Source organism: Pseudomonas sp. SMSB3, from assembly GCF_052041965.1.
Taxonomy (GTDB): Bacteria; Pseudomonadota; Gammaproteobacteria; order Pseudomonadales; family Pseudomonadaceae; genus Aquipseudomonas.
Genome location: NZ_JBKGGV010000002.1, coordinates 79,455 through 102,656, shown reverse-complemented (window position 1 = coordinate 102,656; position 23,202 = coordinate 79,455). Strand labels below are relative to the sequence as shown.

The following is a 23,202-nucleotide window of genomic DNA, read 5'->3' as shown; positions in this document are numbered from 1 at the left end:
GTAGTGCCGCAATGACTGCCGAAAACAAACGCAGGAGCACCCTAAACCCACCCGTCTTCTACACGAGCGCAATACTCGTTTTCCTGCTGGTGTTATACGCCACGGCTTTCCAGGAGCACGCCCAGACGCTGTTCGAAATGGTCCAGCAATGGATCATTACCAACGCCAGCTGGTTCTACATCCTGACTGTGGCGCTGGTGCTGATCAGCGTGGTGTTCCTGGCCGTCAGCCGCTATGGCGACATCAAGCTGGGGCCTGATCACAGCGAGCCGGATTATCCGAATAAAAGCTGGTTCGCGATGTTGTTCTCGGCAGGCATGGGGATCGGCTTGATGTTCTTCGGCGTGGCCGAGCCGGTCATGCACTTCACCGCACCCCCGGTTGGCGACCCTGGCACTGTGGCCGCAGCGCGAGAGGCGATGAACATCACCTTCTTCCACTGGGGTCTACACGCCTGGGCTATCTACGCTATCGTCGCGTTGATCCTGGCCTACTTCAGTTTCCGCAACGGTCTGCCATTGACCCTGCGCTCGGCGCTCTACCCGCTGATCGGTGAACGGATCTACGGCCCGATTGGCCATGCCGTGGACATTTTCGCCATCCTCGGCACGGTCTTCGGTGTGGCCACATCGCTGGGCTACGGTGTACTGCAGATGAACAGCGGCTTTCACCATGTGTTCGGTCTGCCGGTCAACACCACGGTCCAGGTAATCCTGATCGCCGTGACCTGCGCTTTGGCCACCCTGTCGGTGGCCAGCGGGCTGGACAAGGGCATTCGTATCCTCTCCGAGCTGAACCTTGGCCTTGCCGTACTGCTGATGCTGTTCGTGCTCATCGTCGGACCGACCGTGTTCCTGCTGCAGGCCTACGTACAGAACACCGGCGCCTACCTGTCGGACATCGTCAACAAGACCTTCAACCTGTTCGCCTATGAGCCCACCGACTGGATTGGCGGCTGGACTTTGCTGTATTGGGGCTGGTGGCTGTCCTGGTCGCCCTTCGTCGGCTTGTTCATCGCCCGCATCTCGCGGGGGCGAACCATTCGCCAGTTCGTCTGCGGCGTGTTGTTCGTACCGGCCGGCTTCACCTTGCTGTGGATGACGGTATTCGGCGATTCGGCGCTGCACATGATTCTCGTCGATGGGGTCAAGGACCTGGCGGCAGTGGTCGAGCAGGATAGCTCACTTGCGCTGTTCGCCTTCCTCGAGCACTTCCCCTGGCCTACCGTGGTGTCGCTGGTCGCGGTGTTGATGGTCATGGTGTTCTTCGTCACTTCTGCCGACTCCGGCGCGCTGGTCGTGGACATGCTGGCCTCCTCGGGTAAAGGCCACTCGCCGTTGTGGCAGCGCATTTTCTGGTCGGTGAGCATTGGCGCAGTGGCGATCGCCTTGTTGCTGGCCAACGGGCTGAAGGCTTTGCAAGCCGCTACCATTGCCAGCGCTCTGCCGTTCGCTGTCATCCTGTTGATCGCCATGTATGGCCTGTTCAAGGCGCTGAGCCTGGATGCCACCCGCCGCGGCCTGCGCAATCAGGCGTTGCCTGGGCTGCGTCAGGATCGGCAGTCCCACGGCGGCTGGCAGCGTCGACTGCGCAATATCGCCATGATGCCGCGCCGTGCCCACGTGTCGCGCTTCATTACCGACGTGGTAAGGCCCGCCTGCGAAGAGGTGGCACAAGAGCTGCGCAAGCAAGGCTATGACGTAGCAGTGGAAGAGCGGGAGGATGGCCGCGTAGCGCTGGAGTTGTCGCATGCCGGTGAAGGCCGATTCAAATACGAAGTTCGCCCCCGGGCTTTCAACACGCCTAGCTTTGTGATGCGCGATACCGAAGATGGCGGCGAAGCGCGTAAATACTTCCGCGCCGAGGTGTACCTGCGTGAAGGTGGCCAGGATTACGACATCATGGGCTGGAGTCGAGAAGACGTGATTGGCGATATCCTCGACCAATACGAGCGGCACCTGCATTACTTGCATGTGGTGAGCTGAGCGAACCACTCAATGCAGTGCCGGCAGACGTCCATGGACGTTTGCTTGTCCATCAAAGCGGCGCCAAGGCTGAGGCTCTTGGCGCCGCTTCGTTGCTGGCGAGATGCTGGACGTCACTCAGTGCTCGGTTTTCGAACGATGCTCGGCCAGCGCGCGGTACTCCTTGCGCAACGCCCGCAGTTGCTTGTTGTCCATCGCCTCGAGATCAAGCACAGAGCGCTGCGCCGATTGCGTAGCGCGGATAAGCTCGTCGAGCTTGACATGAAGGATGTCGTTGTCGCGGTTCTGCGTGTTCTGAATCAGAAACACCATCAGGAACGTGACGATGGTGGTCGAGGTGTTGATGATCAGTTGCCAAGTATCGTTGTAATGAAACCAGGGGCCTGAAATCGCCCACAGGATGATCAGTACCACTGCGATGAGAAAGGTGCTTGGCTTGCCGGAACGGTCCGCCAGCCATTGACAGAATTGCGCGAATTTCATGGTGCCCTCCGATTTGTCTCTGACTTGGGACAGCCACAGGGCTTAGAAATTTTTTTTTACAACTGCGTAGGCCATTGGGGGCAAGTCAACAGGCGGTACAGACCTCAACCTCCGGTCGCGTGGCACAGGGCCTGCTGACAACTTTCATGCGGCCTCGGCGTCTGCATCTTTAACCGGGTCGCTGTTCAGCCCACACCCTGTGGTACGACTGACTGAGGATAGGCGCATGGCCGAAATTTCCCACCTGACCTTGCAAGTCAAACCCATCCCGTTCGAGCCGTCGTTCGAACAAATTCCCGATGACGAGGCTGAAACCAGCAAAGCACTGGCCGAAACCCTCCACGGGATTCTCGAGACCACCTTCAAAGACAACGCTCACGCCAATCGCAGCGTGCATGCCAAGGCCCACGGGCTGCTGCATGGCCACGTCGAGATCTTGGACAATCTTCCCCCGGCGCTGGCCCAGGGCGCATTCGCCAAGCCCGGCACCTTGCCGGTCGTCCTGCGCCTGTCGACCAATCCTGGCGATATCCTCAACGACAAAGTGTCGACCCCGCGGGGGCTGGCAATCAAGATCATCGGCGTCGACGGGCCGCGCTTGCCCGGCAGTGAAGGGGACACTACCCAGGACTTTGTGATGCAGAACGCCAAGGCCTTCACCGCCCCGACACCTAAGGCATTCTTGAAGACCTTGAAAATGCTGGCTGCCACCACCGACAAGGCGCCACGAACCAAGCAGGCGGTTTCTGCCGTGTTGCGCGGCGTCGAAGCGACGCTCGAGGCGCTGGGTGGCGAAAGCGGCGCGTTGAAAAGCTTGGGTGGGCACCCGTTGACCCACATCCTGGGCGAGTCCTTCAGCACGGTGGTGCCGGTGCTGTACGGCCCTTACTTCGCCAAGATCGCCGTCGTGCCGGTTTCCCCAGAGCTGACAGCGCTGACCGACAAGAAACTCGATGCGGGTGACGACCCCGACGTGCTGCGCACGGTCGTCAGCGAGTTTTTCGATCAGCATGCCGCCGTCTGGGAAATCCGCGTGCAGCTCGCGACCTCGATCGAACAGATGCCGATCGAGGATGCCACAGTGCAATGGCCGGAAGATCAGAGCCCGTATGTGACTGTGGCGCGCATCAGCGTGGCGCCACAGCCCTCATGGGATGCAGACAAGCAGCGAGCCATCGATGACGGCATGGCGTTCAGCCCCTGGCATGGGTTGGCGGCACATCGTCCGTTGGGTGGGGTGATGCGGGTGCGCAAGCCCAGTTACGAGATGTCGGCAGGGTTCCGCGCGGCGCACAACGGCTGCCCGATTCACGAGCCGCGTTGAGGTGGGGCAGGATTGGAGGGTTTAGAGGCTGTCAGGATCCCCAAAGAACATCTGTATTCGCGACCGCAACCAACGTTCGGCCGGGTCGTTGTCCTGGGCGCCGCGCCAGGCCATGTGCAGCTCGAAGGTCTGCACCGGGATCGGCATGTCCTCGGCGCGCAAGCCGCCGGCTGCGGTCAGCGCATCGGCGGTGTAGTCAGGCACGGTGGCGACGATGTCGGTGCCGGCCAGCAGACTGCCCAGGCCGTTGAACTGCGGCACCGCGAGCACCACGTGGCGCTTGCGGCCGATCGCTTCCAAGGCCTCATCGATGAAACCGGACAAATCGCCGGCGAATGACACCAGTGCATGGGGGCGGGCGCAGAAGTCATCGAGGCTGATGCTGCCCGGCACGCTGTCGGCGCGCAGCAACTTGGGCTTGCTGCGGCGCAGCACCTTGCGCTTGGCGTTGGCCGGCAGTTCGCTGGTGTAGCTGACGCCGACAGAGATTTCGCCGGAGGCCAGCAAGGTGGGCATCAACAAGTAATTGACCCGGCGTACCACCAGGACGATACCTGGCGCTTCGGCGCGCACGCGCTTGAGCAGCTGCGGCAGCAGGGCGAACTCGGCATCGTCCGACAGGCCAATGCGGAACACCGCGTTGCTGGTGGCCGGGTCGAACTCGGCGGCGCGGCTGACCGCCGTGGAAATCGAGTCCAGCGCTGGCGAGAGCAGGGCGAAGATCTCGTTGGCCCGCGCCGAGGGCTCCATGCTCCGACCAGTGCGCACGAACAATGGGTCATCGAACAGCGTGCGCAAGCGCGACAGTGCGGCGCTGATCGCCGGTTGACCGAGAAACAGCTTCTCTGCCGCGCGGGTCACGCTGCGCTCGTGCATGAGCGTTTCGAACACAATCAGCAGGTTGAGGTCTACGCGACGCAGGTCGTTTCGATTCATCGGTGCGCTTCGTCAAAAATGGGGCCGGGGTGAATCTTAAGGCCAAAGGCTGTTACCCTGCACCGATTTCCGGGGGCCAATGCACAGGAATGTCAGGTGCCCAATCGATGACAGGCATGTCGACTATTAATAGCCACTGATGGTCTAACGGCAAAAGCCCGGATAAAGTCCGTGGTAATACGAGATTCACACAGGCGAGGTATGTGATGTCCCGCATCATCCGGTTCCACAAGTTCGGCGCTGCCGACGTGCTCCGCTGCGAGGAGCAGGCCGAACCGACACCAGCCGTCGGTGAAGTGCAGATCCGCGTCGAGGCCATTGGCGTGAGCTGGTACGACGTGCTCTGGCGGCAGAACCTGGCGCCCTCGCAAGCACGCCTGCCGGCCGGCATCGGCCACGAAATGGCCGGTGTGGTGACTGCGGTCGGCGATGGTGTCGATGACATCAGCGTGGGCGATCGGGTTGCCAGCTTCCCAGCCACCAGCGCCAATGACCATCCGGTGTACGGCGATGTCATCGTCCTGCCGCGCAGCGCCATCACCCGCTACCCGGATCTGCTCACGCCGATCGAGGCCAGTGTGCACTACACGCCGCTGCTGATCGCCTATTTCGCCTACGTCGACCTGGCGCGGGCCAAGGCCGGGCAGAGCGCGCTGGTGACCGACGCCAGCCACTGCGCAGGGCCGGCGTTCGTGCAACTGGGCAAGGCGCTGGGCCTGAAAGTCTTCGCCGCCACCAAGGAGCCGGAACAGCGTGACTATCTGCTGAGTCTGGGCGCTGACAAGGTCATCGTCACCGAAGAGCAGGACCTGCTGATGCAGATCGGCAAGTACACCGACGGGCGTGGAGTCGATATGGTCCTCGACGGTCTGGGCGGCCCACAGATGTCGTTGCTCGGTGATGTGCTGGCACCCCGTGGCAGCCTGGTATTGTATGGTCTGCAAGGCGGCAACCAGACGCCGTTTCCGGCCTGCGCGGCGTTCCAGAAGAACATCCAGTTCTATGTGCACTGCATCGGCAACTTCACCGGCAAGCCAGAACTGGGCATCAGCCAGGATCAGGTCGCACTGCAGCGGGCGCTGCGCGACATCAATCAGTTCACTGCCGATCAGCTGCTGACCCCGCAGATCATCAAAGTGTACCCATTCAGCGACGTGGTGGAGGCGCATCGCTACATGGATGAATGCCCATGTGGCGGGCGCGTGGTGCTAGACATGACGCGCACCTGACAGCATTAGTTGGTAACCAAAGAACCGGGCATATGCCCGGTTTTTTGCATTTTGCCGTCTAGCCTAAGTAATTGGAGCGGTGCACGATCGCCTGCGTATTGACTGATTTCTGAATGGTTTTTTCAATGCCATCTGTATCTTTTATTCGTTTGGCAAGACTCGATAATGACCTGAACCAAACGGACCCAAGGAGCGGACAATGAACCCGAGCAAGCGCGGTGGAGCACGGCCCAGGGCGTTGTTGTCGCCCATGCCGGTAGTTGTTTTCAGGCGGCTAGGGCAAGCATATAAGCAACTAGCAGGCTTCCTATATTCTTGTAGGAAACTTCCTAAGTTTTCAATACCTGAACATGCAGCATTTCGCCGCAATGGCGGTACTGAAATACCCGGCGGGGTAGTGCGGTGAGTATCGTTCACGACCAGGCCATGAACTTTATCTACCAACAGGTGCTCGAGCGCTTGTTGAATCACATGAGCAAAACGCAGCGCGCCTCACTGCAATTGTTGATACAGCGATTGCTGGTGGTCGCTGGCGGGCCGGAATACATCGGCACGTTCAGGTTGCTGCTGGTGCAAGGTGGCGATCGCTGCAGTGCACGGCTACTGGCAGTGATGCGAGCAGCACAACTGAGCATCGCCCTGCGGGCGCCAGTGACCTTCAAGCTTCAGGTACTGACAAGCTGCCTGCCGGCGAACAGCAAAGCCATGCTGGAGCAGCATGAACGTGGCTTCGACGCGCTGTTCATGCATGACGACCCGCGGGTACAAGTGCAGATGCTCGAAGGCGCAGCCGTGGTGCCATTTGCCCGCCAACCCAGCGGCGCCGGCCCGCGTGGCCAAGCGGCGGGTCAAGCCATGCTGTTGTTCGGCCACGTGGTCGATGCCAGGCCTCGCGCCCTGCTCGGTAGCCGAACCTATCTGGAATTGGCCGATGCCGTGCGCCTGGCCTTGGCCGGGTACCCCAGCGTGGACGCCGTGGTGACAGCCCTGCCTGCTCGACAGCGCAGGCGCTTGCTCGGCTGGGCCCGGCGCAGTCTGCAACTGGCGGGTGTGGCGGTCGACGACGCGCTGCCCCACTGCCTCGATGAACTGGTCGAGCGGCTAGGGCATCTGCACGGGGCCGCCGGCTCCTTGGAGCCGATGGCGCACGTGTCGGGCCGCTCAACGCCGAGGGCGATACCGCTGCAGGTGCTTGGCCTCGACGATCTGCTCCCCTCGCTGTTGTGTGATGCCGGCCTGGACCGGGTGATGGGCTGGGGCTTCGAGCCAGGGGCGCAGGCACCGTCATTGGCGGGGTTCATCGACCCCCTGGCGCTGGCTCACCTGCAAGACCTGGCGTCGCGTTGCCAGGCAGCTGCGTGTGCGCCGGTCAGTCCAGCGTCGGTACCCGGCGGTACATCTTCTGCCGGAAGCTTGTATCTGGTGGGCGATGCCAAGCCTCCGGGCCTTGAGCCAGCGCAACTGGCCTGTATGTTCTTTCGGCCATTTAGCGACCGCGGCGCCGGTCTCGAGCGTTTTCTGCAGTGCTGCCATCCCGACATGCTGGTCGCTTTGCCTTATCTGCATCGGGCCCTGCAAGGCAAGGCCTGCCCGGATGCGGTCAGGGACTGGATCGTGAATGTCAGCGGTCTGCCGCTTGCGCAATTGCGCATGATCTACGATGCGCCTGCGCAGCCGAGTGCGGCGCGATGGCTAGGCTATCTGGCCGGGCGAGATGTGCACCTGCGGCTTTTCGATGGCCCGTGAGTTCGCCTATCAAGTGGTGTATCGCTACCTGGCGGCCTTGATCGACGATGCCGAACGAGGCGGGCAGCCACGCTTGCCGTCGCTGAGAACGCTGTCCAGGCGCTTGCGGGTATCGTTGGCCACCGTGCAAGCGGCCTACACCCTGCTCGAGCGCGAGGGCAGGGTACGATCGATCGCCAAGTCGGGCTACTTCGCCAAGGTCGCCATAGCGCCGATACGCGCCGACGTCGGCCACACGCCAGTGGCGCAACCGGCATTGGAGCGCGCATTGTTGGCCCAGGAGCGGCGTTTGGGCCGCTCGCCAGCGCGTATTGGCGCAGCGCACGCCGGTGCGCAGCTGCGCGAAGCCCTGGCCCAGCGTTACACCCACAATGCCCCGCAGGTCTGGCGGCCAGATGATGTGCAGTTGGGGCCAGATGTGCAGGCCGTGCTGGAGACGCTGCTCGCTGCGCTGGCACCGCCCGGCAGTACCGTGTTGGTGGCAACCCCTTGCTGCTGGCGGATCCTGCGCACGCTCCAGCGCTGCGCTGTGCGGGTCGTGGAGCTGCCGCTAGGCCCCGACGGCAGCGCTGAGGTGACTACCCTCGCCAGGTTGCTGGTCGCCGAGCCGATCGCCCTGGTCATCCTGCCTTCGTGCCTCAGTGCGCCGCTGGGTCGGTTGATGGCTCGACGGGTTCACCAGCAGATTGCCGACGTACTCGCCTTGCATGCGGTGTGGTTGCTGGAAAACGATCTGGACAGCGAGTTGTGTTTTACCGCACCCGCTGCGTCGCGCCTGCGCGACTGGGTCGACCCGCGCAGCTTGCTGGTGCTGGGTTCGATGGAGGCCGCAGTCGGCACTGAGGCGCCTTATGCCTACCTGCTGGGGCGCGCGCCGGCCGTGCACCAGGCATTCGCCCTGCGCGACTTCCAGATCAGCCCACTGCGTCAGCAGGCATTGGCCCGGCTGCTTGTCGCAGGTGACATCGATGCGCAGCTGCGGCTTACACGATTGGCGCTGCAGCAGCGCATGGAGCAGCTCTGCCAGCATTTGCGCGGGGCGTTGGGTCAACAGGTGGAGTATCAGCGGCCAGAAGGCGGACATACCCTGTGGTTGCGCCTGGCCCAGGCGTGGTCGAGCGCTGCCGTGCTGGCAGCCACGGCAGATTCTGCTCTGCATGCCGTGGCGGGTGAGCAATATGGTTTGCCCGGTCGCTACGAGCGCTACGTGAGTCTGCGCTGGGTGGGCGAATCCCCCCAGGCGCTGGTGCAGGCGTTGCAGAAGTTGAACGGCGATGCCACTCGTCGGTAGGTGTGGGTAATCGACCGCTGAACTTGCCTGATGGCCGGATCTGTATGTATAAACAGTGTTCGTTTTCGCTGCCCGACCTCGCCTTGTGATTGCCCATTCCGTCGATGACCCGCTGTACTACTTGCATAACTTCCGCCAGGTACTGCTGTGGGTCGAGTCACGTTATGCCGACTTGCTCGATGAGCAGGAATCGGCGTTCATCCGTACTTTCGCCGAGCTCGCTCAGCCCGCCCAGGCGTTGTTGGTGCGCATGGTCATGCGCAAAGGCGAGCTGTTCCGTAGCGACCGCCTCGAATACACCGAAATCGGCGACACGGCGCAGGCGCTGCAGCCGCTGATGGCGCTTGGATGGGTATGTGAGCCTGCGGCCTTGAGTCTTGAGCAACTGTTCCACCTGCTACGCAAGGACGAACTCGCTGCGGGCTTCGCCGAGCACCTGGAAAAGCCCCGGGCAGCCAAGCACGAGCTGTTGCAACAATTACAGGCGTTGGCCCTGGCCCCCAGGCCCCTGGCCGAATGGTTCGGCTGCGGGTCAGTGCGCATCGTGCAGTGGTGCCTGCAACCACTGTGCGACCGCATCCGCCTGCTGTTCTTCGGCAATTTGTACCAGGACTGGTCAGAGTTCGTCCTCGCCGACATGGGCGTGCTGCGCTTCGAAAAAGTGCCTTTCAGCGCCGATTCGCGGGCCCTCCAGCAGCGCAGCGAGGTGGATCAGGCCATTGCCTTGCACCAGTGCGTCGAGCGCCTGGAGCAAGGCGAAGCGCCCGCGACCATCCTCACCACCCTGGCCAGTCTGCACGTTGACAATGCGTGGCTGGCACGGCGTCAGGCGCGCTTGCTGTTCGCCGTGGGTCAACAGTGCGAGCGGCTCGGTGACTGGGACCAGGCTTTGTCGGTGTATGCGCGCAGCAGCCACGCGCAGGCGCGAATTCGCCAGGTCCGCGTGCTGGAACGCAGTGAACGCTGGGCTCAGGCGCATATGCTGGCGTTGAAGCTGGCTGCCGCGCCGGCCAATCCGCTGGAGGTGCAGGCACTGGAGCGCATGTTGCCGCGCCTGGCGCGCAAGCTGGGCGGGCCGCCGCAGCCACGGCGCCGGCCGGCGCCGTTGCAATTGATCGAACTGGAACTCCCACGTGAGCAGGCAGCGCTCGGCGTCGAAGAGGCCGTGCGCCAACATCTGGCGCAAGCGGGCGGGCAGGTGCACTACGTGGAGAACACCCTGTTCAACAGCCTGTTCGGCCTGCTGTGCTGGGAAGCGATATTCGCGCCGGTGCCGGGGGCGTTCTTCAACCCCTTCCAGGCAGCGCCGCAAGACCTGCATGACAGCGACTTCCAGCAGCGCCGCACCGCGTATTTCGCAGCCTGCCTGGGCCGACTGGACGACGACTCCCACCGCCAGGCCATCGTGGAGTGCTTCACGGCCAAGCAGGGCCTGCAATCGCCGTTCGTGTTCTGGTCCATGCTCAGCCAAGCGCTGCTCGAACAAGCCTTGGCCTGTTTGCCGGCAGCGCATTTGAAGCAGTGTTTCCTGCGCCTGCTACAAGATATTCGCAACAACCGCACCGGTATGCCCGATCTGATTCAGTTCTGGCCCGAGCAGCAGTGCTACCGCATGGTCGAAGTCAAGGGGCCAGGTGATCGCCTGCAGGACAACCAATTGCGCTGGCTGCAGTTTTGCGCCGAGCACGGCTTGCCGGTGGCGGTCTGTCACGTGCGCTGGAGCGCTGCGTGAGTTATCGGGTGGCGGTCCGCGCGCTGTGCGAATTCACCGCCAAGGTCGGCGACCTCGACCTGCGTTTCACCCCGTCCCCGACGGCCCAGGAGGGCATCGAAGGGCACCGCCGGGTCGTGGCGCGTCGCGCTGCCGGCTACGAGTCGGAGATCACCCTGGAGGGCGATTGCCAAGGCCTGCGCGTGCGCGGACGTGCCGACGGCTACGATCCGGCGGCCAATCGCCTGGAAGAGATCAAAACGCACCGTGGTGATCTCGCGCGCCAGCCTGACAACCACCGCCAGCTGCACTGGGCGCAGGCCAAGGTGTATGCCTGGCTGCTGTGCCAGGTGCGTCAGTTGCCGAGCATCGAGGTTGCCCTGGTCTATCTGGACGTCGACAGCGACAAGCAGACGCTGATCAGTCAACACTATTCAGCCGCGCAACTGCAGAGCTTCTTCGAAGCCCAGTGTCAATGCTTTCTCGCCTGGGCGCAGACCCAGGAACAGCGCCTGGTTGCGCGTAACGAGGGCCTGCAAGCCCTGACGTTCCCCTACCCGGCATTTCGCCAGGGCCAGCGGCAGTTGGCAGAAACCCTGTACAAGGCAGTCAGCACTGGGCGCTGCCTGATGGCCCAGGCCAGCACCGGCATCGGCAAGACCCTGGGCACGTTGTTCCCATTGCTCAAGGCGATGGTCCCGCAGCAGCTGGACAAGCTGTTCTTTCTTACCGCCAAGACGCCTGGTCGAGCGCTGGCCCTCGACGCCCTGGGGAAAATCCACGCAGCCACCCCGCAACCTGCGCTACGCACGCTGGAACTGATCGCCCGCGACAAAGCCTGCGAACACCCGGACAAAGCCTGCCACGGTGAGTCCTGCCCGTTGGCCAAGGGCTTTTACGACCGCCTCCCGGCCGCGCGCCAGGCCGCCGCCGCGCGGCCCATGCTCGACCGCGCGGTACTGCGCGAAGTGGCCTTGGCCCATCAGGTATGTCCGTACTACCTGGGCCAGGAAATGGCGCGCTGGGTGGATGTGGTGGTGGCCGACTACAACTACTACTTCGATGCCCACGCCATGTTGTTCGGCCTCGCCCAGTTGAACCAGTGGCGCATCGCGGTGCTGGTCGACGAGGCGCACAACCTGGTCGAGCGCGGGCGCGCCATGTACAGCGCGACGCTCGATCAAGGCCAGTTGCGCGCGCTGCGCCGCAGCAAGCCTCAAGGCTTGGTCAGCGCGCTGGACCGGCTCAATCGACAGTGGAACGCCTTGTTCAAGACCCAGCAGGCGGCGTATCAGGCCAGCGAGCAGCTTCCAGAAGCGTTCGTGCGTGCGCTGCAGCAATGCATCGGCCTGATCCAGGAGCGCCTGAACGAACGCCCCGCCGAGGTTGACCCGCAGGTGCTGCAGTTCTTTTACCAGGCCTTGCAGTTCAGCCGAGTGGCCGAGCTGTTCGACGAGCATTTCCTGTTCGATATCAGCTTGCGCCAGGGTTCGGGCAAACAACGCCTGGCCAGCCTGTGCCTGCGTAATGTCACCCCGGCCAGGTTGCTCGCACCGCGCATGCGTGCAGCACGCAGCGTAACCTTGTTTTCCGCGACCTTGAGCCCGCGGCGCTTTTATAGCGATCTACTGGGCATGCCCGCCGATACCGCCTGGCTCGAGGTGGCGGCGCCGTTTCGCGCCGAGCAACTGCAGGTGCGCATCGCCAGCCAGGTGTCGACCCGTTACCACGCGCGGCAGGCATCCCTGGCGCCGATCACTGCGTTGATCGCCGAGCAATACCAGCGCCTGCCGGGCAATTACCTGGCGTTCTTCAGCAGTTTCGAATACCTGCAGCAGGTGGCCAGCCTGCTCGCTGCGCAGCACCCAGGCATCCCCCTGTGGACCCAAGCGCCAGGCATGGACGAGGCGGCGCGTCAGGCGTTTCTCGAGCGTTTCGTGGCGGACGGGCAGGGCGTCGGCTTCGCTGTGCTCGGTGGGGCGTTCGGCGAAGGGGTGGACCTGCCCGGCACCCGTCTGATCGGCGCATTCGTCGCCACCTTGGGCCTGCCACAGGTCAATCCAATCAACGAGCAGTTCAAACAGCGCCTGGGACGCCAGTTTGGCGCGGGTTTCGACTACGCCTATCTGTACCCCGGTGTGCGCAAGGTGATTCAGGCCGCTGGGCGGGTCATCCGCGGCGATCAAGACCGTGGCGTGCTGGTGTTGATCGACGAGCGATTCGCCGAGCCGCGGGTTCAACAGATGTTCCCCACGTGGTGGCAACTTGCCGGCGACTAAACCGCCAGCCCCTTCGCACGGCCATGCAACTCCCAGTACACTGCGTGTTCAAACCCCCACATTCGTTGAACTCGAGGTTTTTGCATGACGCTCAGTCCTTTGGCAGGCAAGCCGGCTCCCGCTAGCGTGCTGGTCGATATTCCCCGCCTGCTGACCGCCTACTACACGGGCCGCCCAGACCCTGCCGTGGCAGCGCAGCGGGTGGCCTTCGGCACCTCGGGGCACCGCGGCAGCTCGTTCGACCTGAGCTTCAACGAACACCATGTTTTGGCGATTACCCAGGCCATTTGCCTGTATCGCCAGGAGCACGCCATCGACGGGCCGCTGTTCATCGGCGCCGACACCCATGCGCTGTCCGCCCCTGCGGCGGCCAGCGCGTTGCAGGTGCTGGCGGCCAATGGTGTGCAGGTGATGCTGTCCAAGGACGACGAATACACGCCGACCCCTGCCGTGTCCCACGCGATCCTGTGCTACAACCGTGGGCGCAGCACCGGGCTGGCCGATGGCATCGTCATCACGCCCTCGCACAATCCTCCGCAAAGCGGCGGCTTCAAGTACAACCCCCCCAATGGTGGCCCAGCCGACAGCGATGTCACCAAGTGGATCGAGGCCAAGGCCAATCAGCTGCTGGAGGCGAGCCTCGCCGGGGTCAAGCGCATCGACCATGGTCAGGCGCTGCAAGCCGCTACCACCCAGCGTCATGACTACGTCAGCCATTACGTGGCCGATTTGGAGAATGTCATCGACTTCGACGTCATCCGCAGCGCCAACCTGCGCCTGGGCGTCGACCCGCTGGGCGGCGCTGGGGTGCGCTACTGGTCGGCGATCGCCGAGCGGTACCAGCTCAATCTCGAAGTGGTGAACACCGAGGTCGATCCAACCTTCCGCTTCATGTGCGTGGACTGGGACGGGCAGATCCGCATGGATCCTTCCTCACCCTACGCCATGCAAGGCCTGATCGGCCTGCGCGAGCGCTTCGACGTGGCCTTCGCCTGTGACCCTGACCATGACCGCCATGGCATCGTCACCGCCGATGGCCTGCTGCAACCGAACAACTACCTGGCTGTTGCCATCGACTACCTCTACCGCCACCGCCCGCAATGGCGCAGCGACGCCGCAGTCGGCAAGACGGTGGTATCCAGCGGCATGATCGATCGCGTGACCGAGCGTCTGGGCCGCCAGCTGTATGAGGTGCCGGTGGGCTTCAAGTTCTTCGCTCAGGGGTTGTTCGATGGCACGCTCGGCTTCGGCGGCGAAGAAAGCGCAGGTGCGTCGTTCCTGCGCAAGGATGGCACGGTCTGGGCCACCGACAAGGACGGTCTGATCCCAGCACTGCTGGCGGCCGAGATGACTGCGCGCACGGGGCGCAATCCTAGCCAGGCCTACGACGCGCTGACTGCCGCGCTCGGCAAGCCGTACGCGACCCGCGTCGAGGCCAAGGCCGATGCGCGGCAGAAAGCGGCGTTGAGCAAACTGGCGCCAGAGCAGGTTAAATCCACTGAGCTGGCGGGCGAGCCGATCGTCCAGATCCTCAGTCAGGCCCCTGGCAATGGCCAGGCGATCGGTGGCTTGAAGGTCATGACCGCCAATGGCTGGTTCGCCGCGCGTCCGTCGGGGACCGAAGACATCTACAAGATCTACGCCGAGAGCTTCGTCGACGAGGCGCACCTCAAGCGTCTGGTCGAAGAGGCGCAAGTGCTGGTCGATGCCGCCATCGCTTGATGGCCGAGGGGCCGCAAGGCGGCCCCGTTTTCCTCAAGCGACGTCCACCAGGACGATTTCGCTGTCTTGCTCAGCGCTCACCCGCAGCAGCGTTTCCTGCTCGATCGCCAGGCCATCGCGGGCGTTGACGCGTACGCCATTGACCTCGACCAATCCCTTGGCGGGCACCAGATAGCCCCTGCGCCCGGCCTCGAAGCGGTACTCGGCCGTTTCACCAGCGTGCAAGGTCGCCGCCAGCAGACGGGCATCGGCGCGGATCTGCAAGCTGTCCTCGTCATCGGCGCGACCGCTGGCCAAGGTGATGAACCCCTCGCCGCGCTCCCCTTTGGGAAACGGACGAGTTCCCCAGGAGGGTGCACCGCCCGCTTTTTGCGGAACGATCCAGATCTGGAAGATTCGCGTATCGATGTCTTCCTGGTTGTACTCACTGTGCACGATACCGCTGCCGGCGCTCATGACTTGCACATCGCCTGCGTCAGTGCGGCCTTTGTTGCCCAGGCTGTCCTCATGGGTAATGGCGCCTTCGCGCACATAGGTGATGATTTCCATGTCACGGTGCGGGTGCGGCGGGAAACCACTGCCGGCAGCGATCAGGTCGTCGTTCCACACGCGCAGGTTACCCCAGTGCATGCGCGCCGGGTCGTAGTACTCGGCGAAGGAAAAGTGGTGGTGCGCATCGAGCCAGCCGTGGTTGGCGTGGCCAAGTTCTGCAAAAGGTCGAAGCTGTAGCATCGTGGTGCTCCTCGAATCAGGGAATGTCACCATGATGCGCGACTGAATGATCGAAATTAAGCGTAAATATCGGCTTAAAACAATCCATCCATTCGATCTTTTAACTGAGACTGATTCTGCGGTTCATCGCCTAATTCTCTGATCTTCCAGCAATCGCTGGCACTTTTCAGTCATTACAGCCACCATGTCCGACATTTCGATTCAACCGGAGTGACCGTGGCCCCCGAGCAACCCCAGGCCCTTGCCGAACTCAAACCTGCTGCCCAGCTGCCGTGGCTGCGTCGACTGTTCGCCCGTTTGCTGGAGCATGGTTTGAACCGCTTGCGGGTACAGCACCGCGAGTCCTGGTTTCACGGCCATCTCCTCGGCCAGCGTGATGGCCACGCCGACGGCGTGCGCGACGGTCTCGAGCGGGGGCGAGCGGAGGGTTACGAGGCCGGCCGGCAGGTGTTGGTGATACGCGATACCCGCCCTGATACGGCGGCGGTACCGGGCCAGGACGATAACCTCTTCGATGACTGGCGCTTGCCCATCAGCGCCGATCTGAAAAAGCGCTTCAAGGCCGATGTCGCCCAGCGCTTGCCCGCCGAGTCCCAGCCCAGCGCTGCGCAATGGAAGCTCATCTTCAGCGACACGCCCTCCACCTGCGTGGTTGCAGGCGCGGGGGCGGGCAAGTCGACCTCGCTGGTGCTGCGCATCCTGTTGCTGCGCCATTACCTGGGCTACGAGCTCGACGCGATGACCGTGGTGACCTTCACCCGCGAATCGCGCAAGGATTTCATCAAGCGCCTGCTCCAGGTGTTCGCGCTGTGGCAGATCAACTTGCAACCGGTCAAGGCGCGGGAACTGGTTCGCACCTTTCATTCACGCATCCTGCCCCTGGTGCGCAGCTTGCCTGGCTTTGGCCAGTTACGGGCCTTCGAGACACTGGGCAACGACATGCTGGCCGGCAGTGAAGCCCAGGCTGACAGCAATCCGTTCGAGCTGCGCTTGAACGAGGCTCAGCGTCAGCAGCTCAACCAATGCTACAGCGCTTTGCTCAAGGACAGTCCACGCTTCGCCGAGCTGATTGCCACGTTGCGCCGCGAAGCCCTGCAGCTCAAGCCGTTGGACCCTGAACATCCCGATGTACAGAAGCGGGTGCAGGTGACGCAACTGGCGGCCCAACGCGACGAAGAGCTGTGCGACGTCATCGAAGATCTCTGGTTCGCCGCCGGCGCCTGGCCGATTGCAGGCATCGAGCCGTGCCGCGAAACCGTCGACGTGCGCGGCAGCCGCTTTCACGTGCACGGGCGTCTGGAAGGGCTCGATGCCTGGGTCGTACTCGGCTTCGACCCCGGTGAAAGCGCCCAGTACCAACGCCCAGGTGCCAAGCTTGCGGTGCGTGCCGAATGGGCGGTCAAGCGCACCCTGCTGCAGGCGTTCTGCGACAAGCCGCTGATCTGGCTCGACAACTACGCCATGGCGCGACGCCTGGCAGCATCGCTCGCAGGCGATGCCGTGGCCGGCCCTGGATTCGAATACAAGGTCAAAGGCGAGCTGGCCGCCGCGCCCCTGCTCGATGCCTTCGTAGGCGCGGCCAATTTCATCGAGAATCTGGGGCTGGAGGTCAATCCAGCGGTAGCCGCCATGAGTTTCCCCAGCGGCGATTCCGATGCACTGTTCTTCGAAGCGCTGGCGCTGTATTGGAAGGCATTGGAGGCGCACCTGCTGGATCAATCGCCGCCGGTGATGACCTATAACCGCATGTTTGCCCTGTTTGGCGAGAACAACGAAGAAAACCTGCGCTTGCTGCCCGACCCGTTGCTGCGGCCGCTGGCACACCTGATGATCGATGAATTCCAGGACGTATCACCGCAAATCGTCAGCTGGTTGCGCGCCAGCTTGAGGGAAATCCGCCGTCGCGGCCCGGCCATGCACAGCGGTCGCACGGCCGCGCATGCGTCTTTGCTGTGTGTCGGTGATGACTGGCAGTCGATCTACGGCTGGCGCGGCAGCTCACCAAAATACTTCATGGAGTTCGTCAAAGCCTTCCCGTCGCCTGCCAACACCCGGGTCATGCTGGTCGACAACTTCCGCTGCCAGCAGCAGGTCATCGACGCCGCCGAGCACTTGGTCAAGGGCACGCCGGCCATCGCCGGCAAGAAAGCCCGGGCAAGCGGTCCGGCCGCCGAGTTGCCGGGCTCGCCGGTCAAGGTGTTCGATCGCGACGAAGCGGCCTTGGCCGAGACGCTGAGGGAGCATTACGCGCGCGGCGAGTCGGTGATGATGCTGTACCGCAAGGGCAGTGACCGGGCCTTGATGATCGACCATCTGCAGGGCGTGTTGCAGGCGGAGGCGGCGTTGCCTGCCGAGCAGCGGCGCCTGCGCCAGTTGACCTACCACAGCGCCAAAGGCCTGCAAGCCGATGCGGTGTTCATGCTCGGCGATTGTCACTACCTGACCAGCTCGCCGTACAAGAACCAGGTGTATCGTCAGGCTGGGCTGGGTCGCCCGGGCGATGCCCAGCCGTTCGATACCGCGCAGAAAGAGGAAGTGCAACGCCTGGCCTACGTCGCCGTGACGCGGGCGATCAGCCACTGCTACTGGCATGTGGAGGCGGCCAATGGCGAGGCAGCCGGCGTGCCTCGAGCCTCCAGCCAGGTCGATGGCCGGCAAGCCTTTTTCGAAGACTTGCGCGGCCAATAGCGCCTAGCCCAGGGCGTCCTGCTGACGGGTCAGGCGCGTGTAGAGCGCTTCGAGCTCAGTTTGGCGCTCGCTCATCAGGCGGTCCAGCGCAGCCTGGTATTGCTGGCTGTTGAGCGCCATGCGCTGCAGCCGTCCTGCGCCGTCTTGCAAGGGGGCGGGGAGCGCTTCAGCCAAGTGCTCACGTACCCGACCGTCCAGCTCGGTCACCGGCTCTGCTTCGGGGTCGAGGCAGTAGTCCAGGTATTCCATGCCCTGATACCAGCGCCTGTCCAGTGCTCCGAAGTGCAGGGCGAAGCGCTGCCTGAGCAAGCGCCGCCAGCTCGGCTGCGCGGCAATCCATGCCTGGCGCGCGCGGCTATCCCCGTCGAGCTCGAGCACCGCCTGCTCGACGTTGAAGCTGGTGATGCTGCTGATGTGCGCCGACTCGCGGTAGAGCATGTCCTGGCTTGGCTCCGGGAAATCCAGGGTCGGCGCCGTGGCCTGGCGCAGGGCCAGGCGAATCTCGATATCGTCGACGCCACCTTGCTCCAGCTCGGTCAAGCTGATGTCGTCGAGTTCGTCCAGCGCAGGCAGCTGTGGAAACTGCGTGCGCAGTTCCGGCGCTTCGCCCAGCCAGGTCAAAAAAGCGGCTTGACGCGCGAGCCGCGCAGCGTGGATACGGGCCGCCAGCACATTGACCTGCTCACGGCGGAACAGGCGTCGATAAAAGCCGAATAGATCAGCGGTGGGAATCTCGGCATTGCTGCTCTCGCGGTAGGCCAGCAACTCGACCTCCAGGGTGCTGAAACCATCGGCGCCGGCGTCGCCACACGATGGTGGAAAATCACTGGCTACCTCGTCCAGGCGTTGGCGCAAGCCCTGATCGTGGCTGGCGGCCTCTATCAGGCGCCACACCTGAGCGCCCAGCGACTGTTGATTGTGCTGGGCTTGTGCCGAGCGCCCGACCCGTTCCAGCACCTCTCGCAGCGCACGGTGGTTGTCTTGGTCGAACAGCGCGTCCCACTGCTGGCGCTGATCGGGGTTGGCACTGGCGCGCCAGTCCACCGTCTGGTCCTCGGCCAGGAAGTCAGCATGCTCGACGATGCCCACGCCGATCGCACGCAGCCGTTGCGCTTGTTCCGGGGCAAGTTGGTTGAAATGAAACTCCCAGGCCAACCTGTGTTCGCTCAGCAAGTCGCTGGCATAGGCAGACGCGAGGATGTCATCGAGCGTCGGCAACTCGTGTATGGCGTTCTCGCTCAGGTGCAGGGTCCGCAGCGCGTAGTCGGGCCGCTGCATCAATGCGCTCAGACCGTGCGGCCATTCCTGCAAGCCGCAGCCACTCAGGTCCAGGCTCTGCAAATGCTCCAGCGTGGCCAGCTCAGGCGCCATCCCCAGCGGGTTGTGCGACAGGTTGAGCTCGGTGAGACGCGTCATCTGGCCGATCCGCGCAGCGGCTTGCGCGCTCAGGGTAATCGCGTTGTCGCTCAGTTGCAGGTGCTCCAGCGGCAAGGCTGCCAAGGTTTGCCAGTCGGCTTCGCCAAGCGCCAGGTCGACGCCGTGCAAACGCAACGCTCGCAGCCCCCGCAAATGGGCCAAGGTGGCCCGACCGGCGTCGTCCAGCGCCCCAATCGGGCTGCCGGTCACGGCCAATGTGCGCAGCCGCGGCGCCTGTCTGAGCGCCTGCATCAGTGACTCAGGCTGCAACCGGGGGTTGCGTGAGAGGCGCAGATGCTCCAGGCGCGGGAAGCTTTGCAGAAATTCGCCCGACAGGCTTTGTAAACCAAGGCCCTGCAGGTTCAGCGAGGTTATATGATCCAGGCGTGCCGGCAGCGCCGGCAGTTGCTCCAGGGTCATATGCTCGAGCGTGAGGGTGGCGCCATCATCGCGACGCGCTGCACGGGTGATAGCCTGTTCGAACTGTTGGCGGCTGTGCTGTGCCGCTGCGTCGGCCTCACTGACCCAACGCTGCAGATGGCGTTGCAAGCCGGTGCGCTCGCGTTGCAGATGACGGATCTGCTCGGCGGCATCGCCACGTTGGCGCAGGGTTTCCACCAGCGCGCGGCGCTCAGGTGCAGATAGTGCGGGATACAGCTCTTGCAGCCTGCGCTCCTCAATACTGGTGGTGGCTTGGCGAATCCACTCGCGCCATCTGCCGCGACCGCTCAAAGGGTAGCCAAAGCGCCCATCGGCCAAGCGCAGGGGTGAGCGATAGCCCGCGCGTTGCGGCTGCTGGCCGAGCAGTCGCGCCGTTTGACGACGATCGAGCAGGGCATGCTGCAGGCGCTGCGCCGGGCTGGCCTCGGGATACATCGTTTGCAGCGCGTGCTGCAAGGTCGCGCTATCGGCATTGGCCAACCTGGGCTGGTACAGGCCGAGCAGGGCCCGGTCCAGCCGTCCCCGGGCTTGCAGGCTGCGGGCTTCTTCGGCGATGCGCAGCGGCACGCGTCCACTGCCCAGACGTGTGCGTTCGAGCGCACTGGCGTGGGCCACCAGGGTTTCCAAGGTGCGCTGCGAGAGGCTGTTGAATTGGCGCTGTAGCACCTGTGCCTCTTCGCTCAGCGGTGGCTGGGCGGCCGTGTATATCCGCTCGATCAGCTCAGTGCGATGGGCGTCCAGGGCATCGGCGAGCACGCCGTTCAGTGCACTGGCCCGGTCGTTCGCTTCAGCAATGCTCGGTAGCAGGGCGCTCGCTGCCGACTCGTCCAGTTGGCTGAGCACGGTCTGGCTCAGCTGGCCCAGTTCCAGATCGTTGCGCGTCAGTGTCACGACGCTGGCTTCAGGGCGTGCGGCGCTGCCATACAGGGTTGAAGGTCCCCAGGCTTCAGGACCGTCGAACACCTCCACCAGATGATCCGCTGGCCAGCCCGGCAGCTCGAGCAATTGGTCGACGACGTAACCCGGATAGTTTGCCACCGATGCGCCGTGCCGCAGCGCGGCAATCAGCTGGTCGACGTTCTGGTCGACCCGCAGCAGATTCAAGGCATCGGCCAGCAGCGGCGGCGTGTTGCCTTCGCTCACATGCACATGGCGCAAGGTGTCTTCGTCCAGGCCTGTGCAGCGCAGCGCGGCATCCAGGTCGGCCTCGGCAAGGTCCTCGGCGTTGCCTGCCAGGCGTCTGAGCAGTTGTTGTCGCGGCCAATCCAGCGGTTGTTCGCCTTCGATTCGCCATGCGCCCTCGCCAACCTGACGCATGACAGGCTGGTAGGCGTGCGGGTCGGCCGGATGAACAAGCCGCCATTGACCGTCAGCGCCTAGGCGTTGCTCGTATAACCGCCCGTCCAGGCGCGCGTAAAAACGCCCTTGATGAAACAGCTGTCCGCGTGCGTTGGCCGTAACCGATGCGGGCAGCGTGCGGTTTGTTGCGTAAGACGTCAGCTCCGGCCGCCATAGCCGCTCACCACCTGCGTGTTCGATGCTGATCAGCGAGTCGACGAACCGTGAGCTTTTCAGCACTGCCACACCACCGCCGATTGCGCCCATCAGCGCAATGTTGAGCAGGACCGACTCCAGCTGGGCGGCTGCCTGGGCCTTGTCATCCTGCTCCCAGGCTTCGATGCCATGAAACACGCTGTTCATCAACTGTGCACCGCCCACCGCCAGCATCACGCCATTGAGCCCAGGGACGAACAGCGCGGCCACATTGGCCAGGTCCAGGCCCACGGAGGCGATATGCTCCAGCAGTGCCAGTCGCGCCTGGGCGTCGACTTGAGCGGTAGGCACGGCCAGGCAGGCGGCGTCAGCCTTGAGCCTGGCGACATGGGCGGCGTACAGGCGGGCCCAGGGGGCAGCGGGCAGGGGGTGGGTGGCGAAGTCCAGATGCGGGTCGGGCTTAGGCAGCAGCGGCGGGACCGTGGGCGGTTGCGGTCGGTCGAACAGGCGCTCGGTCACCCGCTTGAAGAGCGCTGCCTGCAAAGCCTGCGGTGCACGGCGGATCATCCACTGCAGCATCGCGCTGTGCTGCATGCGCCGGGTGAGACCGGCGGCTGCGGCTTGGGCCGAACTGTACTGCTGTAGCGGCGCGTCTGGGGCGCCAGGGATGAACAGGATGCACGGGTTGGCTGCGCCGGGCTGCGCGGGGCCAATGACCAACACGTCGTGCAACGGCACCCCAAACAGTTCCAGTCGCCGGCACACCCAGGGCTCGCCGGAATGGGAGGGCGTTCGCGCGTGGGCACACAGCTGCTCGATGGCAGACAGGCCGAGCGCGTCGAGCCTGTCCTGCATGGCGGCGATCTGCGCGTGAACCCGCAGCTCGTCGCGGCTCGCTTGGCACCAGTGCGCTTCGAGCAGTGCTGCCTGCTCGCCGTCGTACAGGCTCGCGAGGTGATCTTGATAACGCTGCCCGAGGTCCAGTTGACGGCAGGTCTGGACAAATCCGGGCACGCTCAAGCCCACCAGCCGCGTGCTGTCGGTCCTGCTGCTGTGCAGTTCGCTGTAGGGGCCGGTTTCTGCACTATCGACGAAGTTGTGCAGGGCCGCTTCGAGCAAGCTGACTTTGCGCGCGGTGCCGCTGGGATCGTACTCGAACTGCTCGTGCTCCATCCCTGCCGCCAGTCCAGGTTCGCCTTCGACCTGGACGAAGGGGCGGCGTTTGAACGGCTGGAAGAAATACACCGCCCGATCGACCGCGGCGGGAATCGCCAACGCCTGCTGCAACAGCGGCTGGCAAAACTCGGTCAAGCCCTGCAGCGGCTGCAGGGCCTTATGCAAGGCCTCGAGGCTGTGGTCACGCTGCTTCAGCGCCGCCCGCAGCGCCTCGCGCTGCTGCGCGGCGGCACTCAGGTACCACGGTTCGGCCTGGCCATCGGCCTGAAGGTATGGGTGGCGTTGAGCGCTCATGATCGCCTCGACCGCACTGCTGTGCAGATGCGTGGTCCACGACGGCAGGCTGCGCGCCAGCTGCTGGGCATGATAAGGACGGACTGGGTTCATCGGGATGCTCCATGGTTTGCCGAAGCGACCATTGAGCACAGAGCCCGCCCTGGCCCTTGGGGTAGATAGGTAGCACGGCATGCGTCGGTGTCGCCTACGCCTGTGTCGGTCAGGGAGCAACGTGACGGCGCTCATCGCGAGAAGGTAAGACGTCGAAGTCTC

General features: G+C 63.8%; 13 protein-coding genes. 9 read left to right on the top strand and 4 right to left on the bottom strand.

The features are described 5' to 3' along the window. Positions 1–11 precede the first annotated feature (11 nt). Positions 12–1,985 carry a BCCT family transporter gene (locus ACLEJW_RS03715; protein ID WP_145186595.1) on the top strand — a complete coding sequence of 658 codons (1,974 nt, stop codon included), beginning with the start codon at positions 12–14 and terminating at the stop codon, positions 1,983–1,985. A gap of 117 nt (positions 1,986–2,102) precedes the next feature. Here ACLEJW_RS03715 and ACLEJW_RS03710 read toward each other — a convergent pair whose 3' ends face one another. Further along, a complete protein-coding gene (locus tag ACLEJW_RS03710; RefSeq protein WP_145186592.1) occupies positions 2,103–2,468 on the bottom strand; it encodes a low affinity iron permease family protein in 366 nt (121 codons plus the stop codon). Positions 2,469–2,694: 226 nt separating this feature from the next. Between ACLEJW_RS03710 and ACLEJW_RS03705 the strand changes: the two genes are divergently transcribed. After that, positions 2,695–3,792 (top strand): catalase family protein, encoded by a 1,098-nt coding sequence (locus ACLEJW_RS03705; protein WP_440777005.1) that lies wholly within the window; start codon positions 2,695–2,697, stop codon positions 3,790–3,792. A 21-nt stretch (positions 3,793–3,813) separates the two neighbouring features. Here ACLEJW_RS03705 and ACLEJW_RS03700 read toward each other — a convergent pair whose 3' ends face one another. Next, a complete protein-coding gene (locus tag ACLEJW_RS03700; RefSeq protein ID WP_313294903.1) occupies positions 3,814–4,728 on the bottom strand; it encodes a LysR family transcriptional regulator in 915 nt (304 codons plus the stop codon). A gap of 206 nt (positions 4,729–4,934) precedes the next feature. Between ACLEJW_RS03700 and ACLEJW_RS03695 the strand changes: the two genes are divergently transcribed. The 6 genes from ACLEJW_RS03695 (at position 4,935) to pgm (ending at position 14,706) form a co-directional block, all read left to right on the top strand. Continuing rightward, positions 4,935–5,957, top strand: coding sequence for a zinc-dependent alcohol dehydrogenase family protein (locus ACLEJW_RS03695; protein WP_145186587.1), 1,023 nt, complete (start codon positions 4,935–4,937; stop codon positions 5,955–5,957). A gap of 402 nt (positions 5,958–6,359) precedes the next feature. Next, positions 6,360–7,703, top strand: coding sequence for a hypothetical protein (locus ACLEJW_RS03690; RefSeq protein ID WP_440777004.1), 1,344 nt, complete (start codon positions 6,360–6,362; stop codon positions 7,701–7,703). Continuing rightward, positions 7,693–8,994 carry an aminotransferase class I/II-fold pyridoxal phosphate-dependent enzyme gene (locus ACLEJW_RS03685; RefSeq protein ID WP_440777003.1) on the top strand — a complete coding sequence of 434 codons (1,302 nt, stop codon included), beginning with the start codon at positions 7,693–7,695 and terminating at the stop codon, positions 8,992–8,994. Before ACLEJW_RS03690 ends, ACLEJW_RS03685 begins: the two co-directional genes overlap by 11 nt. Before the next feature lie 85 nt (positions 8,995–9,079). Beyond that, a complete protein-coding gene (locus ACLEJW_RS03680; protein WP_313455276.1) occupies positions 9,080–10,726 on the top strand; it encodes a VRR-NUC domain-containing protein in 1,647 nt (548 codons plus the stop codon). Then, positions 10,723–12,984, top strand: a complete 2,262-nt coding sequence (locus ACLEJW_RS03675) for an ATP-dependent DNA helicase (protein WP_313644023.1) — start codon at positions 10,723–10,725, stop codon at positions 12,982–12,984. The genes ACLEJW_RS03680 and ACLEJW_RS03675 overlap by 4 nt, the downstream gene beginning before the upstream one ends. Positions 12,985–13,068: 84 nt before the next feature. Next, positions 13,069–14,706, top strand: a complete 1,638-nt coding sequence (pgm, locus tag ACLEJW_RS03670) for a phosphoglucomutase (alpha-D-glucose-1,6-bisphosphate-dependent) (RefSeq protein ID WP_313294909.1) — start codon at positions 13,069–13,071, stop codon at positions 14,704–14,706. Positions 14,707–14,739: 33 nt separating this feature from the next. Here the strand turns inward: pgm and ACLEJW_RS03665 are convergent, their stop codons facing one another. After that, positions 14,740–15,438 carry a pirin family protein gene (locus ACLEJW_RS03665; RefSeq protein ID WP_440777002.1) on the bottom strand — a complete coding sequence of 233 codons (699 nt, stop codon included), beginning with the start codon at positions 15,436–15,438 and terminating at the stop codon, positions 14,740–14,742. A gap of 216 nt (positions 15,439–15,654) precedes the next feature. On the opposite strand from ACLEJW_RS03665, the gene ACLEJW_RS03660 reads away from it, so the two are divergent. Continuing rightward, positions 15,655–18,126 carry a UvrD-helicase domain-containing protein gene (locus ACLEJW_RS03660; RefSeq protein WP_440777001.1) on the top strand — a complete coding sequence of 824 codons (2,472 nt, stop codon included), beginning with the start codon at positions 15,655–15,657 and terminating at the stop codon, positions 18,124–18,126. Between the two features lie 3 nt (positions 18,127–18,129). On the opposite strand, the gene ACLEJW_RS03655 is transcribed toward ACLEJW_RS03660, so the two are convergent. Further along, positions 18,130–23,040: an NEL-type E3 ubiquitin ligase domain-containing protein gene (locus ACLEJW_RS03655; RefSeq protein ID WP_440777000.1), complete on the bottom strand. Its 4,911-nt coding sequence runs from the start codon at positions 23,038–23,040 to the stop codon at positions 18,130–18,132. Positions 23,041–23,202: the final 162 nt, after the last annotated feature.

Coding starts and splice junctions, on each gene's coding strand:
- ACLEJW_RS03715 (WP_145186595.1), top strand. CDS start 12: ATGACTGCCGAAAACAAACGCAGGAGCACCCTAAACCCACCCGTCTTC.
- ACLEJW_RS03710 (WP_145186592.1), bottom strand. CDS start 2,468: ATGAAATTCGCGCAATTCTGTCAATGGCTGGCGGACCGTTCCGGCAAG.
- ACLEJW_RS03705 (WP_440777005.1), top strand. CDS start 2,695: ATGGCCGAAATTTCCCACCTGACCTTGCAAGTCAAACCCATCCCGTTC.
- ACLEJW_RS03700 (WP_313294903.1), bottom strand. CDS start 4,728: ATGAATCGAAACGACCTGCGTCGCGTAGACCTCAACCTGCTGATTGTG.
- ACLEJW_RS03695 (WP_145186587.1), top strand. CDS start 4,935: ATGTCCCGCATCATCCGGTTCCACAAGTTCGGCGCTGCCGACGTGCTC.
- ACLEJW_RS03685 (WP_440777003.1), top strand. CDS start 7,693: ATGGCCCGTGAGTTCGCCTATCAAGTGGTGTATCGCTACCTGGCGGCC.
- pgm (WP_313294909.1), top strand. CDS start 13,069: ATGACGCTCAGTCCTTTGGCAGGCAAGCCGGCTCCCGCTAGCGTGCTG.
- ACLEJW_RS03665 (WP_440777002.1), bottom strand. CDS start 15,438: ATGCTACAGCTTCGACCTTTTGCAGAACTTGGCCACGCCAACCACGGC.
- ACLEJW_RS03655 (WP_440777000.1), bottom strand. CDS start 23,040: ATGAACCCAGTCCGTCCTTATCATGCCCAGCAGCTGGCGCGCAGCCTG.